At 32.8% G+C, this 16,351-nt stretch carries 14 protein-coding genes and 2 riboswitches; of the genes, 4 read left to right on the top strand and 10 right to left on the bottom strand.

Annotation, left to right across the window (positions count from 1 at the left end; all coding sequences use genetic code 11):
• Positions 1 to 35: 35 nt before the first annotated feature.
• From C1I91_RS04240 to C1I91_RS04230, 3 genes are all read right to left on the bottom strand, one after another.
• On the bottom strand, positions 36 to 1,082 hold the full coding sequence (locus tag C1I91_RS04240; RefSeq protein ID WP_128211428.1) for a MerR family transcriptional regulator: 1,047 nt from the start codon (positions 1,080 to 1,082) through the stop codon (positions 36 to 38).
• 160 nt (positions 1,083 to 1,242) lie between these two features.
• Positions 1,243 to 1,788, bottom strand: coding sequence for a phosphatase PAP2 family protein (locus C1I91_RS04235; protein ID WP_128211426.1), 546 nt, complete (start codon positions 1,786 to 1,788; stop codon positions 1,243 to 1,245).
• A 307-nt stretch (positions 1,789 to 2,095) separates the two neighbouring features.
• Complete coding sequence (locus tag C1I91_RS04230) at positions 2,096 to 3,277, bottom strand: pyridoxal phosphate-dependent aminotransferase (protein WP_128211424.1); 1,182 nt, start codon at positions 3,275 to 3,277, stop codon at positions 2,096 to 2,098.
• A gap of 334 nt (positions 3,278 to 3,611) precedes the next feature.
• On the opposite strand from C1I91_RS04230, the gene C1I91_RS04225 reads away from it, so the two are divergent.
• On the top strand, positions 3,612 to 4,142 hold the full coding sequence (locus C1I91_RS04225; RefSeq protein WP_128211422.1) for a dihydrofolate reductase family protein: 531 nt from the start codon (positions 3,612 to 3,614) through the stop codon (positions 4,140 to 4,142).
• Positions 4,143 to 4,594: 452 nt separating this feature from the next.
• Here C1I91_RS04225 and C1I91_RS04220 read toward each other — a convergent pair whose 3' ends face one another.
• The 3 genes from C1I91_RS04220 to C1I91_RS04210 form a co-directional block, all read right to left on the bottom strand.
• Positions 4,595 to 5,422, bottom strand: a complete 828-nt coding sequence (locus C1I91_RS04220; protein ID WP_205694279.1) for a MetQ/NlpA family ABC transporter substrate-binding protein — start codon at positions 5,420 to 5,422, stop codon at positions 4,595 to 4,597.
• Between the two features lie 82 nt (positions 5,423 to 5,504).
• Positions 5,505 to 6,185, bottom strand: coding sequence for a methionine ABC transporter permease (locus C1I91_RS04215; RefSeq protein ID WP_128211420.1), 681 nt, complete (start codon positions 6,183 to 6,185; stop codon positions 5,505 to 5,507).
• The gene (locus C1I91_RS04210; protein WP_128215912.1) at positions 6,154 to 7,212 is read right to left on the bottom strand and encodes a methionine ABC transporter ATP-binding protein; all 1,059 of its coding nucleotides are present in this window, start codon (positions 7,210 to 7,212) and stop codon (positions 6,154 to 6,156) included. The genes C1I91_RS04215 and C1I91_RS04210 overlap by 32 nt, the downstream gene beginning before the upstream one ends.
• A gap of 116 nt (positions 7,213 to 7,328) precedes the next feature.
• Positions 7,329 to 7,439, bottom strand: a riboswitch (SAM riboswitch).
• Positions 7,440 to 8,172: 733 nt separating this feature from the next.
• Positions 8,173 to 8,285, top strand: a riboswitch (SAM riboswitch).
• A gap of 332 nt (positions 8,286 to 8,617) precedes the next feature.
• Here C1I91_RS04210 and C1I91_RS04205 point away from each other — a divergent pair.
• Both C1I91_RS04205 and C1I91_RS04200 read left to right on the top strand, forming a co-directional pair.
• Positions 8,618 to 9,079: a YbaK/EbsC family protein gene (locus tag C1I91_RS04205; protein ID WP_128211419.1), complete on the top strand. Its 462-nt coding sequence runs from the start codon at positions 8,618 to 8,620 to the stop codon at positions 9,077 to 9,079.
• Between the two features lie 154 nt (positions 9,080 to 9,233).
• On the top strand, positions 9,234 to 10,430 hold the full coding sequence (locus tag C1I91_RS04200; protein WP_128211417.1) for a M20 family metallopeptidase: 1,197 nt from the start codon (positions 9,234 to 9,236) through the stop codon (positions 10,428 to 10,430).
• Between the two features lie 146 nt (positions 10,431 to 10,576).
• Here the strand turns inward: C1I91_RS04200 and C1I91_RS04195 are convergent, their stop codons facing one another.
• On the bottom strand, positions 10,577 to 11,188 hold the full coding sequence (locus C1I91_RS04195) for a histidine phosphatase family protein (RefSeq protein WP_128211415.1): 612 nt from the start codon (positions 11,186 to 11,188) through the stop codon (positions 10,577 to 10,579).
• A gap of 235 nt (positions 11,189 to 11,423) precedes the next feature.
• Positions 11,424 to 12,236: a class I SAM-dependent methyltransferase gene (locus C1I91_RS04190; protein ID WP_128211413.1), complete on the bottom strand. Its 813-nt coding sequence runs from the start codon at positions 12,234 to 12,236 to the stop codon at positions 11,424 to 11,426.
• Positions 12,237 to 12,556: 320 nt separating this feature from the next.
• On the opposite strand from C1I91_RS04190, the gene C1I91_RS04185 reads away from it, so the two are divergent.
• The gene (locus tag C1I91_RS04185; RefSeq protein ID WP_128211411.1) at positions 12,557 to 13,117 is read left to right on the top strand and encodes a DNA-3-methyladenine glycosylase I; all 561 of its coding nucleotides are present in this window, start codon (positions 12,557 to 12,559) and stop codon (positions 13,115 to 13,117) included.
• A gap of 280 nt (positions 13,118 to 13,397) precedes the next feature.
• Here C1I91_RS04185 and C1I91_RS04180 read toward each other — a convergent pair whose 3' ends face one another.
• Positions 13,398 to 15,131, bottom strand: coding sequence for an FMN-binding protein (locus tag C1I91_RS04180; RefSeq protein ID WP_128211409.1), 1,734 nt, complete (start codon positions 15,129 to 15,131; stop codon positions 13,398 to 13,400).
• A gap of 169 nt (positions 15,132 to 15,300) precedes the next feature.
• Positions 15,301 to 16,347, bottom strand: coding sequence for an FAD:protein FMN transferase (locus C1I91_RS04175; protein WP_128211407.1), 1,047 nt, complete (start codon positions 16,345 to 16,347; stop codon positions 15,301 to 15,303).
• Positions 16,348 to 16,351 lie beyond the last annotated feature (4 nt).

Genomic DNA, 16,351 nt, shown 5'->3' with positions numbered 1-16,351 from the left:
ACTAGAAACCTCCTCTCTATAGGATAGTAATTAAACTAAGGCTTTATTATTTCTATAAGCCAAGTGAAATTAACAAGATGCTTATAATTAAAGCTGCAACCTAGAAGCTCACTATAACTTTTCAGTTTATCAATGTTTGTGTAATACTCATCTTCAATAATCTCCCATAGGTCCACTCTTCCATCACTTAAGAAACCATCTTTTTTCTTCAGCCTTTCTTCTTGACTTTCAAACATAAGATCACCTATTAATATTTTCCCATTTGGCTTCAAGTATTTCAACATATAATTTACAGCAGTTTCCTTCTCCAAATCATTAAGATGGTGAAATGCATAGGTTGATACTATGATATCATACTGATTTTCTAAAAAGGGTTTATCTAAAAAACTTCCTAATCTTAGAGAGATATCTCCGTACTTTCTTTTGGCAACTAAAATCATTTCTATACTTTGATCAACACCTGTAAACTCTACATTCTTACCTAACTTCTCATATATATTACAAGTACCACAGCCCATATCAAGAATCTTTCTCCCATTACTTTCTTCTACCTTTTCTACTATACTCTCTAACACATAGTCATATCCTTCAAATAGTCTTAAGTCATCATTGATATTTTTCTTTACTGAAGTGTCATAGCTTTTTGACCAGCTATCGAAGTTCCATCTGTCTACCCATTTTCTTCTGTTTTCTAAGTTCTGATCCAGGCATTTACTTATGTTCTCAAAATAAATGTTGGAATTGTCCTCTGAGGTAAAAAGTGCATCATTAACACTTTGTACCAGGGTGTTTCTTATACTTTCTAACTCTGATAGTCTATTATCCACAGCCTTAAGCTGTATGGTAAGTTCTCTTATCACCTTGTTATCTTCAAAAGATTTTTCAAATATTCCTTTAATATTCTTAAGAGGTATGCCTAACTCTCTAAGAAGTTTCACTTGTCTTAATCTTTTAATATCCTCTTCACTATAATTTCGATAGTTGTTAGAATCTCTATTTACTTTGATTATTCCATACTGCTCATATAATCTTAAAGTTTTTAATGATATGTCTAAAATTTCCGATACAGTCCTAGTGTTCATAAGTTATCTCCTCCATCAGATTCGCTTCTATTTTAAGATTTGTTAAAATATCCTATTGAAATTAAGCATTTGTACGATGCTTTAATAAGCTTACTAAATTTCTTACAATAAAAATATAAACCCTGCCCAAGGGGCAGGGTCAATACCTGTTATTAATATTTTAATAATTATTCTTTTTCTTAAAGAACTTTTTAAATATATAAATTGTAATTATACAGCTTAAAGTACCTAGGATTATTCCCCCTAAAACATCTGAAGGATAATGCATGTACAGATAGAGCCTTGAAAAAGCTATAAGTCCAGCAAGAAGATAAAATACAGGTGTATACCTTCTAAAATAGTACGCTAGTATTCCTGCAGCTGCAAAGGACGAAGTTGTATGTCCTGACGGAAATGAGTAGGACTTTGGTCTTTTAGCCAACAACTCAATACCTGGAACATGAGTAAACAGTCTTTCCCTTTTAAATATGTGCTTTAATATTCCTTCCCCCATTAAATAACCTATTACTAATGCAACTAGCATCATTAAGCCAACTTTTCTATATTTTTTACTTATAATAAGACCTAGAGCTATAACTAACCAAACTGCACCTGATTCGCCTATGTTAGTAAAAAATATCATCAATTTATCTAAAATAGGTGTGTGAAGATTATTACGAATAAATTCTAAAATTGAAGTATCTATATTACACATTGCTGTAATCATGCTCTTACCTCCTTTGTTCTTTTGTGATTACTTGTAACTATTTGATTTGCTTCTAATTTCATAGTCAGTTAATTTTGATACATATAAATAGCATATCAATAGTTTCAGTGATAAAATTCATTTTACCATATATATCTACTTTATAATTTAAACTTTTTATAAATTTATTCTTTACTATATATGTATCACTTCATAATAAAACTTATATCTTAAAACTCTCCTATAAGAAACCAAAGGAGTTTTATAAACAATAAAAAATAAAAGCTATCTAGTTAAATACACCTAGATAGCCTCAGAAACATTATATTTATTTAAACTCTTCTACTAATTTCTCAAAAGCCTCGATTGATCTTTCAATCATGTCAAACTTAACACAGTAAGACATTCTAAAGTACCCAGGACATCCGAATCCGCTTCCTGGTACCAAAAGAAGGTTGTACTTCATAGCTCTTTTCACAAACTCAACATCATCTTCGATTAAGGCCTTAGGGAATAAGTAAAAGGCACCTTGTGGCTTTACACACTCAAAGCCCAAAGAAGTTATTTTCTCATATAGGAAGTCCCTTCTCTTTTCATATTCACTTATATCTACCTTGGCTTTCAAGGAGTCTGCTATAACCTTTTGGAATAATGCCGGAGCATTTACAAAACCAAGAACTCTATTACAATAACTTAATGCATTCATAAGTAAATCAACTTGTTCTATCTTACTGCTGGCAGCTATATAACCAATTCTTTCACCAGCGAGTCCTAGGGATTTACTAAAAGAATTAACTATTATTGCATTTCTAAATATAGCTAGTAAGCTAGGAACCTTTGTATTTTCATACACGATTTCTTTATAAGGTTCATCTGAAATAACATATACTGTTGTTCCATACTCTTTTTCTTTCTTATCCAATATCTCATCTATTTTTCTTAGAGTTTCCTCACTATATACTACACCTGTTGGATTATTAGGATTATTTATAATAATAGCTTTAGTTTTCTCAGTTATACTTTTATCAAATTCCTCAAGATTAGGTTCAAAGGTCTTAGTATCTGGCGGTACTACAACAGTTTTTCCACCATTGTTATCAGCATAAGCGCTATACTCAACAAAATATGGAGCAAATACTATGACTTCTTCTCCTGGATTTAGCAATGACTTTAATACAACATTTAATCCACCAGCAGCACCTACCGTCATAACTATATTGTTAAATGAAAGCTCAACTCCACTTTCCTCTTGTAAAGCTTCAGCAACCTTTTGTCTTACATCAGTATATCCTGCATTACTCATGTATCTATGAATTCCCTTTTCCTCACCTAAAATATGTTTCTTAAGTGAATCAGTAACTTCCTTAGGAGGTTCCGCATAAGGATTTCCTATACTATAATCATATACATTATCTGCCCCGTATATCTTAGATAGTCTTTCGCCCTCTTCAAACATCAATCTTATCCAAGATGAATTACTTAAATTAGTTATAATTTTTTCTGAAAACACATAAAAGCCCCCTTTTGTAGAATAAAATAGTTCTTAGCATCTATTATACTACGCTATTAATGGATTTTATAGGCAAACTATTTTGTAATTTAAATAGCTGGCTTAGATTTTCATATAATAAAATAAGCTACTGTCAACGTGTGATACTCCTATCTCAAACTATTTTGAACTCTAACGGCTTCTAGAGAAGAATTGTAAAATATAGTCTCTGTTACTAAGTGATACATCTAAATATGCTACAATATACTTAGATAAACCATAAGTATTTCTAACTAGATGATAGTCTTAATATAAGATTTTACTTATAAATCTAATAAATATGGAGGATAAACCTATGAACCATGGAAGAAAACTATATTTATACATTGCAACAAGTTTGGATGGTTATATTGCTACTTTAGATGATTCTTTGGAATGGCTATTTAAAGTAGAAGGTGAAGGAGATAACGGATACTCTGAGTTTTTTAATACTATAGATACTGTATTGATGGGTCGTAAAACTTATGACTGGATTATCAAAAATGATGTAGGTGAATTTCCCTATAAAAATAAGCCATGTTATGTATTTTCAAAAACACTAACAGGCAAAAATGACCATGTTGAATTTATAAATGAAGATATTACTTCCTTCACCAAAAGACTAAAAAGCACAACAGGGGGCAACATTTGGATTGTAGGCGGCGGAGAGCTTCTTCACCACTTTATAAAAAACTATTTGGTTGATGAATTTATTATAACAATTGCCCCAACAATAATTGGCAAAGGAATTCCTTTATTTAATGAACTAGATACTGAAGTAAAATTAAAGTTAAGAAACATAAGACGCTTCAATCAATTTGTTGAGCTTCATTATGAGTTAATATAACTAAAAAAACAGTTGCTTTTCTTAAATCTAATAGATTCAGCACTATCTCTAATTCTAAATCTATTTTTACTATAAAGGAAAATACTTTTTTTTGTTAACTAAACTAAATAATTTTCACATTTTGATATGTACCCCTTCGCTATATATATAAGTAAACTTATTTGCTTACCATATTTTCCTTATATTCATTTTGAAAGGCATATGCGCTAAAAAAGTCACTGAAGATTGCTTCAGCGACTCTTTATTAGATATTTGTTTGATATCACTAGTCCATTTCCACTATATTCTTTTATTTTTCTATGTCTATTATTTCTCTATTTTCCCTCTTAACTCATAATTGAAAGTATCTAATTATTTATTAAATATTGTTTCTTACAGCAAATATCCCAATTTATTTTTTCAATTTTAGGATACTACTGGGACAGAAGCTCCGTCCCCCTGTCCCTTGTCCCTTAGAAAACTGGAATTGATGAGCCTTTTGTTGTTTCGTCTATTACCTTTTTGGTTTCATCACTCTGGTAAACCTCAACTAGCTTCTTAAGAACAGCCTTGTCCTTATCCTTTGTCCTAACAGCTATTATATTAAAGTAATTTTTTGCACTTTCCTTTTTTGTATCTTCAATGTATATAGAGTCCTTAAGTGGTGCATAGCCTGCATCCACTGCCACTCCATTGTTTATAACTGCTATATCAACATCTTCTATTGATCTTGGAATCTGCGTAGCCACAAGTTCTGCTATATTAAGTTTTTTGGTATTTTCAATGATATCCTTAACGGTAGGTTTAATACCTACACCATCTTTAAGCTTAATTAAGCCTGCATCTTGTAGCAGCAAAAGTGCCCTTCCTTCATTTGTGGCATCATTAGGAATGGCTACTTTAGCTCCATCCTTTAAGGTTTTTATATCTTTTATCTTCTTTGAATATATCCCCATTGGAGCTAAAACTGTATTTCCTATAGAAGTAAGATCTAAATTATGATCTTTTTTAAATTGCTCAAAATATGCTACGGTTTGAAAGGCATTTGCGTCAATATCACCGTCACTTAAAGCTTGATTTGGTCGTACATAATCACTAAAGGTAACTATTTTAAGCTCTATATTCTGCTTTGCCAATCTTTCTTTAACATTGTCCCAAACTCTATGATCATCTCCAGTTATACCAAGCTTTATTACTTCTTTTTTATTATCTGCACCAGAAGATTTTGCCCCACATCCAACTAATGCTGTTGCCCCAATTGTTAAAGCTAATGTAACTGCTAATATTCTTTTTATATTCATTTGAACGCCCCCACTTTATTTATATATTTAATTTTTCCCCAATTATAAATAGTCATTTTTCATTTTATTTATATCAATATATCTAATGCTTTAATTTTGTTAATAAAAGCTCCCCCAAGCTTTGTATCCCATTTACTAAAACAAGCAAAATTATTATAGTAGCAACCATTATATCTGTTTTAAAATACTGGTAGCCATATCTTATTGCAAAGTCACCAAGCCCTCCCCCTCCAACAGTTCCTGCCACTGCTGAAAAACTTATTAGACTCACAGTAGTTATTGTAAGTGCATAAATTATGCCTGGAAGCCCTTCCTTTAGAAATACCCTGTAAATTATCTCAAAAGAACTAGATCCCATAGCTTGAGCCGCTTCAATCACTCCTTTATCAATATCTAGTAGCGCTGATTCTATCTGTCTTGCTACAAAGGGTACAGAACCTAATACCAAAGGAACTATTGCCCCCCTAAGTCCTATGGTAGTTCCAACTATAAGGCGAGTAAATGGTATGATAGCTGCTAACAGTATTACAAAAGGTATTGATCTAAATATATTTATTATTTTCCCCAAAAAGCTATATATAGCCTTATTTTCTAATATATTTCCTGGTCTTGTAACAACTAAGGTAACGCCTATAGGAAGACCTATAATAGTTGATATGCTCCCTGCTATAAGTACCATTAGCAAGGTTTCTCCTAAAGCCTTCATCATATCAGGAAATAAATCTATCACGTTAGGCATAAGATTCTGAAAGAATTGAAGCATCTCTTATCACCTCCACCTGTACATTTTTATCCTCTAAATACTTAAAGGCTTCTATGATACTATCCCTTCCACCATTAAACTTTACTATTAGATTGCCCACCGGAACTTCCTGAATAATCTCTATATTGCCAAATAGTATACTTGCATCCACCTTAAACTTTCTTGATAATTTAGAAATAAAAGCTTGCCCCGTGTTCTGTCCTACAAAAGAAATCTTTGCTATTATCTCCTCTTCTGTAAGCTTTCCAATAAATGAATTATTATCTAGAAGCTCATAGATCTTGTCATATTTAAAGATTGTAGATACAAAGTTTTTTGTCATTTTAGCCTTTGGCTTTGAGAATATCTGAACTATATTTCCTTGTTCCACTATCTCCCCTTTATCCATTACTGCTACTTCATGGCATATCTCTTTAACTACTTCCATCTGATGGGTTATTATAACTATGGTAAGGCCTAGCTTTTCATTTATTTCTTTTAGCAAAGCTAAAATTGATTGTGTTGTTTCTGGATCAAGAGCAGAAGTAGCTTCATCACATAAAAGAACTTGTGGATCATTGGCAAGTGCTCTGGCTATTGCCACTCTCTGCTTTTGGCCTCCACTTAGCTGAGATGGATAAGCCTTTAGCTTATCGCTTAAGCCCACCAAATCTAATAAACCTTCAACCTTAATCTTTATTTCTTGCTTACTTAAGCCATTACCTTTAAGAGGATAAGCAACATTTTGAAATACATTCCTGCTCCTCATTAAATTAAAATGTTGAAATATCATCCCAATTTTCTCTCTACTCTTTCTAAGTTCTTTTGCTGACAACTTAGTTAATTCTTTGCCATTAACAATAACCTCTCCAGTGGTAGGTCTTTCAAGCAGGTTTATACATCTAATCAAAGTACTTTTTCCAGCACCGCTATACCCTATTATGCCAACTATCTTTCCTGCTTCGATGTGCAGATTTACCCCTTTTACTGCTTCTAACTCATGCTCTTTTGTATGATAGGTCTTCCCAACATTTTTTAAATAAATAATCTTAATCGCCCCCTTTAAACAGTAAGATTTGAAATAAAAATCAAAAAGTCCTCTTTCCAATAAGGAAAGAGGACTCGATAAAAACCCATAAACGGGTAAATTACAAGTATCGTCTTTCCTCATCTTCCAGACCTTAGTCTGCAGGAATTAGCACCTTGCGAGCAAATGAACACACGCCGGTTGCTGAAACTTCATCGGGCCAGTCCCTCAGTTTCTCTAGATAAGGATCGTTATTATTTTTTACAACTTCTGCTTGAAATTCATTATAGTTACTGTTTTTTTATTTGTCAACAGTGATTTTTCATTTTTATTTGGTGACATTATTTTTATAAACATCACTATCTATATAGACATCCAGGTTCTATAGCTTTAAAAAATACTAGAAATCATTTTAAATATTACTGGTATCTTTATAGACTTATACATTTAAATATGAACTGGTATATATGGAACCAACTTCAACTATTAATTTATAAATGCCACAAAATCCCCAGAATCCTGGATTTTATAACAACTATAAATTAAGTTTTCATAAAGGTTCCCTATATAGGGTTCCAACTTCAACTATTAAGTTATGCATGCCGCAAAAATCCCCAGAACCCGCGATTTTCGAACATGCATAACTTAAGTTTTCGTAATGGAACCCTATAGATGCATCATTTCATATTTGAATTTATATTTTCAAATTCTCCTCTAAGAATTCACAGGAGTTTTGAAAATATATTTCGGCTCGAAATGGTATATCTTTATAAGCATTTATATGCAAATAAATTAAAGTAAATGCCAAAAAGTATATTTTTCATAGCAATCAAATATGTTTAATTAAATATATTGACATATAAAATAATTATGTTTATAATTCTATTTAATCAAGGTTATCATGATAAATTTGGAATCACAGTAAAAGATTTTACACTAATCTAGACAGTAAAAATAGATTTTAATGTTCGTTATTAAAGATCCTTATCAAGAGAGGCGGAGGGAATGGCCCTAAGATGCCTCAGCAACCAACATGTTTCATTTGCATGCACGGTGCTAATTCCAACAGAAGTTAAACTTCTGATAGATGAGGGAAGATAATGTTTTGAAATATAAGCTTTTATTGAGCTGCATTTTAAATCTTCTTCCATTCACGGAAGGAGATTTTTTTATTTCTTAGGTAGCTTGTACGAAATCTAAGGTTCTTACAAAGTATACTGAAAAAGCTTGTCTTTTTAGTAGGAAATTATATTCTATATAGATCCTATGTATAAGTATGTGTAGGCAGCTGAAATATGAGTATAGTATAAAGAATAAATAAGAGAAATTATGTAGCCTGCCAGAATTTCTTCACATCCCTTCAGAAAAGGCAGATGCACAAAGAATAAAGTTGTAATACTTAAAAACTTGAAAATGAGGTGTAAAAATGAGTGTTGAAAGTGTACGAAATTATTTTTTAGAAAAAGGCTTAGAGGATCCTGTATTTGAACTAAAAGCTAGTGGAGCTACTGTAGAGCTTGCATCACAAACTCTAGGTATAGCACCTCAGTATATAGCTAAAACTTTAGCCTTTAAACTTAAGGACAGGGAAATCCTTGTGGTTACAAGAGGAGATGCCAAGATAGACAATAAAAAATATAAAGAGCATTTCAAGCTAAAGGCTAAAATGCTAAGTCATGATGAAGTGCTAGATATAACAGGACATCCAGTCGGGGGTGTATGTCCTTTTGGATTAAAGAATAACTTGGAAGTATACTTAGACGTTTCAATAAAGAATTTTGAACATGTATACCCTGCTGCTGGTTCTCAAATTACTGCATTGAAAATCACTCCAAATGATATAGAGAACCTTACTAAGGCTCAATGGGTTGACATATGTCAGTTATAAAACCTATCGAAGATATAACCATTAAATCTGAGTTCTTTTAAACCATTATGCTTCTTAAGAGAAGAATTGAAAAGAGATTTTTGATTATAAAGCAGCATGTTCATATATATAAATATAAAGAATGTAAGACATATATATAAAGGGGGCCAATTAATTGAGTAATACATTGAATTATTTAGAATTAAAAGTTATAGAGGAAATAGATAAAAGTAAAGACAGATATATAGAAATAAGTCATAGCATCCATAGTAAACCAGAACTAGGAAACAAGGAATTCTTTGCATCAGCCTTACTTTCGGATACCTTGGCTAAAGAAGGCTTTGAAGTAGAAAATGGAGTTGCAGGACATGAAACTGCCTTTATAGCAAGAAAGAAAGGAACAAAAAGTGGTCCAACAATTGCATTTTTGGCAGAGTATGATGCTCTTCCTGGCCTGGGTCATGCCTGCGGTCACAACATAATAGGTACTCTAAGTACAGCTTCTGCCATAGCACTATCAAAAGTTTTAGATGAAATAGGTGGAGAAATTAGAGTTCTTGGAACTCCTGCTGAGGAAGGTGGAGAAAATGGAAGTGCTAAGGGCAGCTTTGTAAAGCATAATTTACTTGAGGATGTAGATGCTAGTTTAATAATACATCCAGGTAATAATAACTTTGCTACAGGTCCTTCTCTTGCAGTGGATCCATTAGACTTCGAATTTATAGGAAAACCTGCTCATGCTGCTGCGTCTCCTCATGAAGGAATAAATGCTCTAGATGCGGTAATAGCTCTCTTCAATGGAATAAACGCATTAAGACAACATGTTACTCCAGATGTTCGTATCCATGGAATAATAACGCACGGCGGGGATGCCCCTAACATTATCCCTGAATATGCTAAGGCTAGATTCTTTATAAGAGCAGAAACAAGAAAGACCTGCGATGAAATCAGCGAAAAGATTAAAAATATAGCCCAAGGAGCTGCTTTATCCACCGGTGCTAAGGTTAACATAATTGCCTTCCAAAATAAAGTTGACAATATATTGTTAAATAAAACCTTTGATAATTTATTTATTGAAAAATCTTCTTTACTAGGACTTGAAATATCACCTGAACAACCTAAAGGCTTTGGTTCCACTGATGTAGGCAACATAAGTCAGGTAGTTCCAACCATCCATCCTCATGTAAAAATCGGACCAGAAAGTCTAGTAGGACATACTACAGATTTTAGAGTAGCCGCTGCTTCGAAAGCTGGAGATGATGCTCTTATAATAGGTTCAAAGGCTTTAGCTATCACTGCCCTTGCCTTATTTACAGATAAAGATAGCTTAAAGGCAATAAAAGAGGATTTCCAGAGAAATAAAGAAGTTTAATGCTAAATAAAGATGAATTGACTAAAGCCATTGAGTAATTTTAAAAACAGAGCTGACCCCTCGATTTCTTAAAACTCATTAATTTAGTCATTCATCTTTTATAATTTTCACACTATCAATTTTAAGTTATAGCGTTTATCTTTTAGCTACAATAAGTGTTCTTGAATATTAGATTTTAGGATTATTCTTTCCTTTCCTCTTATTCTCCAAAAATGGATACCAGTATCTCCAGTATTAACTATCACGTTACTGCTTATAGGAAGATTTAAAAAGCTATTAAACAGCATATTTATTATTCCTCCATGAGCTACTATAAGAACTCTTTTATCCTCTTGTGTTTCTGATAAAGCATCTATTAATCTAGCTAAAAACTCTTCTGCTCTTGCTCTAAGCTCTATAGCTGACTCTCCAGCTTCTATTCTATCATAGTACTTTCTTCCGCCCTTAGGCAGAGGATATAATCTTTCAGCATCTTCTCTATCTAATCCAGCCAAAACTCCATTGTTATATTCCATAAGCAAATCATCATAAAGAACTTTTATATTAAATCTCTGGGCAATTATTTCAGCAGTTACTGAAGCTCTTTTTAGTGGACTACTAAATATGTAATCAAAAGTAATTTTATCTTTCAACCATTTTGCAGCCTTCTCTGCTTGCTGTACTCCTAAGGTTGTTAACTGAAAATCTGCTCTTCCCTCATGTTTGTTCTCTAAATCAGCCCCAGATTGCCCATGCCTTACTACAACTAAATCTATCATAACCCTCACACCTACCATAATTGTTTTTTATATTATCAGTATTACCTATTATACAAATATAATCTTTATTACGAAGTGATTGTACTTACCCTATTAAACTATAATTTAAAGTGAAAAATTATCTACCTTATGAATCTTGTGGATTATATAAGTTATTTAGCTTTCCAAAATTTATGACTACTACTGGGCCAAAAGCTCGCTGGGACAAAAGCTCCGTCCCCGTGTCCCTCGTCCACTACAATTTTTCAGCCATCACTGTGAAGGTTTTAGGAATACCCTTGTCAAAAACCTCTGAGGATAAGTTAGGTTCTTCATCTAGGCTCTTTATAACCAGTCCTGAATTTGCAACACTGGTAACTACCTCTCCTAGAGTCCATTTTCTTAGAAATACCTTCTTAGGTACATCATCTTCTGAATACTTAAAGTATGAAACATCTTTTTCTTCAAGAGAAGTATCAAAATAATCTCCTGTTACCTTATGCTTTCTCACTTTTGCAGTTGAACCTCTAGAGCTTATAAGTTTGGTTGAAACAGGGTGAAAATCTCTTAATAAAGCAATACCTTTGTTAGAAAGAAGTTCATACATAAGCTTCATGAAGGGAGCTAAGTCTGTGAAGTAATGTATTATACCCATCTCAGCAAATACTATATCATAGTCTCCCCTTACTTTCTCCTTCGGCAGCTTCAATACATCTGATACTATGTAATCAATTTTAACATCAGCTGCTTTTGCAAGCTCCAAGGCATAGTTCTTATTTCCTTCTGAAAAATCAACTACTGTCACTTCTGCTCCAAGCAATGCCAACGCTACAGCTTTGTTACCATTAGAACCCATAAGATTCATTATTCTCTTGCCTTTTACATCTCCGAGCTTACTATATAATATTGAAAGAACTGCTTCTGGATTCTTCTTTATCCTAGCTGCAGCTTCTTCTGGTGTACCAAATCTATTTACCCAAGCATCATAGGTTTCTTTGTTCCATATCTCTTCGTTACTATCTATAACTACCTTTTTTTCTTCATCTATTGTATTAAAATTCTCTTCCAATTTGAAATCCTCCAAATATCTTAAGGCTTAATTTTCACATCAGATTATATCATTAGTTAGTAAAAGAATAAATATGATACAATAATAAAGATGTACCACTTGGATTCTAAATCTATTTTGAAAACTACTCTGAATTCTGAGATGAGAACTTGCAAATATAAATTTTATTATAGAGTTCCAACTTCAACTATCAAGTTATACATGCCGCAAAAATCCTCAAAAGCCATGATTTTCGAACATTCATAACTTAAGTTTTCGTAATAGAACCCTATACAAAGTGGTATATCTATGGTATTTAATAAATTATAGGGAGTGTTTATATGAATAGATGTCCTTGGTGTGGAAACTATGAACTATATGTAAAATATCATGATGAAGAGTGGGGGGTTCCAGTTCATGATGATAGAAAACATTTCGAATTCTTAGTGCTTGAATCCGCTCAGGCAGGTTTAAGTTGGATTACTATACTTAGAAAAAGAGAAAATTACAGAGAAGCTTACGACAACTTTGATCCAATTAAAATTTCTCAATATGATGAAGAAAAAATAAAAGCTTTATTAGCTAACCCTGGAATAGTGAGAAATAGAAGAAAAATCGATGCTTCTATAGGAAACGCTAAAGAATTCTTAAAACTTCAAGATGAGTACGGAAGTTTTGATAACTACATATGGAGCTTTGTTGACAATAAGCAGATAATAAATAACTGGAAAGACCTATCAGAAGCACCTGCCAGCACTGAGCTTTCTGATAAGATAAGTAAAGACCTAAAAAAGAGAGGCTTTAAATTCTTAGGCACAACAATAGTGTATTCCTACCTACAAGCTGTAGGAATAATTGATGACCACATAGATAGCTGTTTTAAAAGAACAAACTCTGTATAAAATCGGTTCTGTTAAAGTACTGTTTTGAAATTAAGTGGTCAGTCATCCAATGCTTTGATGAGCTTGCGCAAAGAATTAATATGATTTTGTCATATAGCATCTCCTTCATGACCACTTAATTTCAACAATATCATTAAGCATAGTCTAAAATTAAAGAGGCTACTGCATTAAGTAGTTAATGCAGCAGCCTCTTTTTTGCATAGCTTCCTTTTTTAAAGGTATGTGAAGATTTCCTAGTAAGGGGTATCTGCTATAAAAATATAGTGGTTTGAATTTAATATTATTTTGCCTTGCTTAATGCATTCTGAACTGCTTCAATAATTCCTCTACTACTGAAGGTTGCTCCTGAAACTGTATCAACATTTGTTGCTTGTGCTAAAACTATTTCACTTGTTATAGTACTTTCTGCATAATTGTAGTAGTTAGGTGTATCTTGAGAAGATACAGTTTCTACTTTAGCTATCTTTCCATCTTTTATAGTAACAGACATTTCAGTTGTCCCTCTTCTAAACCCTGTTCCAGTTCCTGTATAAGTACCATCTTTATATTTAACTGAAGTTGTACTTGATGAAGCACTTCCATTATTAGATTTACTTGAATTGTTACTTGAACTATTAGTTGTGCCATTATTTGTTTGACTATTTTGTGTAGCTTGAGAGTTTTCATCTTCAGCAGTGTTGTTTTTTGAATCACTGTTTTGTGAGTCTTCCTTTGTACCAGCAGCACTTTGATTGTTAGAATTAGAATTGCTATCCGATAAAGCAGATGTACCGTTTGAGTCCTGGTTAACCGAATTTTCATCACTGCTGCTCTGGCTGTCTTCATTTGAAGAACTTGAAGTTCCCTGTGCTTTATTTAAAGCATCTTGAACAGCACTTATTATACCATTGCTTGAGAAGGTTGCCCCTGAAACAGTATCAACACTAGTTGACTGAGAAGATATTATGTTGTTTATAACAGTACCTGAAGCTCTATTATAGAAATTTGGAGTATCTTCTGAGGAAACAGTTTCTATATTAGTTATCTGTCCATTTTTTATTGTTACGGAAACTGTTGTAGTGCCTCCTCTAAAGCCTGTACCACTACCAGTATAAGTTCCATCCTTATACTTTGTAGAATTTGCATTTGTTCCACTAGTTATACTGCTAGCAGATGATATGCCAGCCTTAGTTAAAACTGCACTTGTAAGATTGGTTATACCATAAACTCCTGCAAAGGTAGCTATTGCTACAGAACTAGCTAAAGCTGGATTTAAGTCTTCGCCTGCTATGTTTACTGTTGTATTCTTTCTTGGACATATTTCTATACATTTTAAGCATTCTATACACTCTCCGCCTTTAACACTTTCCTTCTTATATAGAGGTATTCCCATAGAACATACGCTAGTGCAAGCTCTGCATTTTCCACATTTCTCAGTAGGCTTGTTTATCTTTAAAATGCTTATTTTTGAAACTATAGAGAATACTGCTCCTAAAGGACATAGATATCTACAGAAAAATCTTTCTACAAATAATGCTCCTATTGTTATCAACACTAGCAAAATAAGCCCAATGGTCAAAGTAGTCATAACAGTTTTGAAATCAGTTATCTGTGCAAAAGCATCCCAAGGACTTGTTCCTTCTAGTATATTGCTTCCTAGTGTACATGTGACTATTAACAGCATTAGTAAGATAACATACTTTACATACTTTAGTACCGAATCTACTCTTTCATTGACCTTAAACTTTATCTTAAAAACATGTTTTGATATTAAATGAATCCAATCGTTGTAGGTTCCGAAGGCACAAAACCAACCGCAAAAGAATCTTCCCATAAGAACTGTAAGAAGCATTACTATAATAAATTCACTTAGAGCAGGAATAGCTCTAATAAAATGAAAGTTTCCACTGGCTATCATCTTATATACATTTTTAACCTCACTGAAAGTCAAGGTATAAAGACCAGGTAAAAGTATAAACATTATCAATTGTACTATATGTCTTGCGATTTGAATTTTCTTAATCTTTTTAGCCATATTTGTGACTCCTCCTAAGTTAGCAAAATTTATTAATTATTTGGGATACTTAATTAAAGCAGCTTGTGACTAACACTTAACTTCATCCCCCTATGAACGCTCCACCTTTAACACTTTCCTTGCGCTTCAATAGTTCTTTACTTTTATAAATCTAGTCTCTGGGCAAAACTTAGATTTCTTCATATGCAAACTCTTGATCTGTTAAAACTAAAGACTTTTTTATACCAGAAGTAACATATACTTTTTTGTCCCTGGTTATAAGCACTCCATCAATTCCATCCACAGCTTCTAAAATTTCTAATGACTTTTCCACACCTAAAATATAAATACCTGTTGATAAGCCATCTCCATCTATTGAATCATCTGAAATTATTGTTGCACTTACAATTTCGCTTTCAGATGGAAAACCAGTTTTAGCATCTAATATATGATGATATCTCTTACCTTCAGAAATAAAGTATTTCTCGTAGTTACCAGAGGTAACTATAGATTTATTTGATAGGCTTAGTACTCCAACATACTGGCCTCGTTCCTTGAAGGGATTCTGTATTCCTATATTCCACTTCTCTCCACTTTCTTTATTTCCTAAGACGTAGATGTTTCCACCCAAATCAATTAAAGCACTTTTAACCTTATACTTTTTTAGTACATCTCTAACCCTATCTGCTGCATAGCCTTTTGCTATACCTCCAAGGTCTAACTTTTGATTATTATTTTTAAGCTTAACTGACAATTTTTCTTTATCAAGTATTATGTCCTTATAATTTATAAGCTTTAATTTTTCTTCTATGTCTTCCTTGCTAGGTATATGGCCTTGCTTTCCACCTAAATTCCATAGTTCAACTAAAGGTCTTATAGTTGGATCAAAGGTACCTTCAGTCAGTTTGCTGTATTCTTTAGCCTTCTCTAAAACATAAAATGTTTCTTTACTTACAATCTCAGCTTCCAATCCTGCCTTAAAGTTTATCCTGCATATATCACTAGACTCTTTAAAAGCCGACATCTTATTATCTATTTCATTTATTAGCTTGATTGCCTCATCTATCGCTATCTCATTTTTCCCTCCGTAAGCCCTTAGGTGTATGAGTGTACCTAATCCAAAACTATTCCTTATCATAGGTGTTTTATGCTTTTCGCCTGTTACAAATATAACTATTAAGGTTCCGAACACCACTAATATAGTAAGTCCCCCTAATAAATTTATAAGTTCACCCATTATA

Source organism: Clostridium manihotivorum (genome assembly GCF_004015185.1).
Taxonomy (GTDB): Bacteria; Bacillota; Clostridia; order Clostridiales; family Clostridiaceae; genus Clostridium_AR; species Clostridium_AR manihotivorum.
Note: the sequence above shows the minus strand (reverse complement) of the source record. Positions and strands in the feature narration are given on the sequence as shown.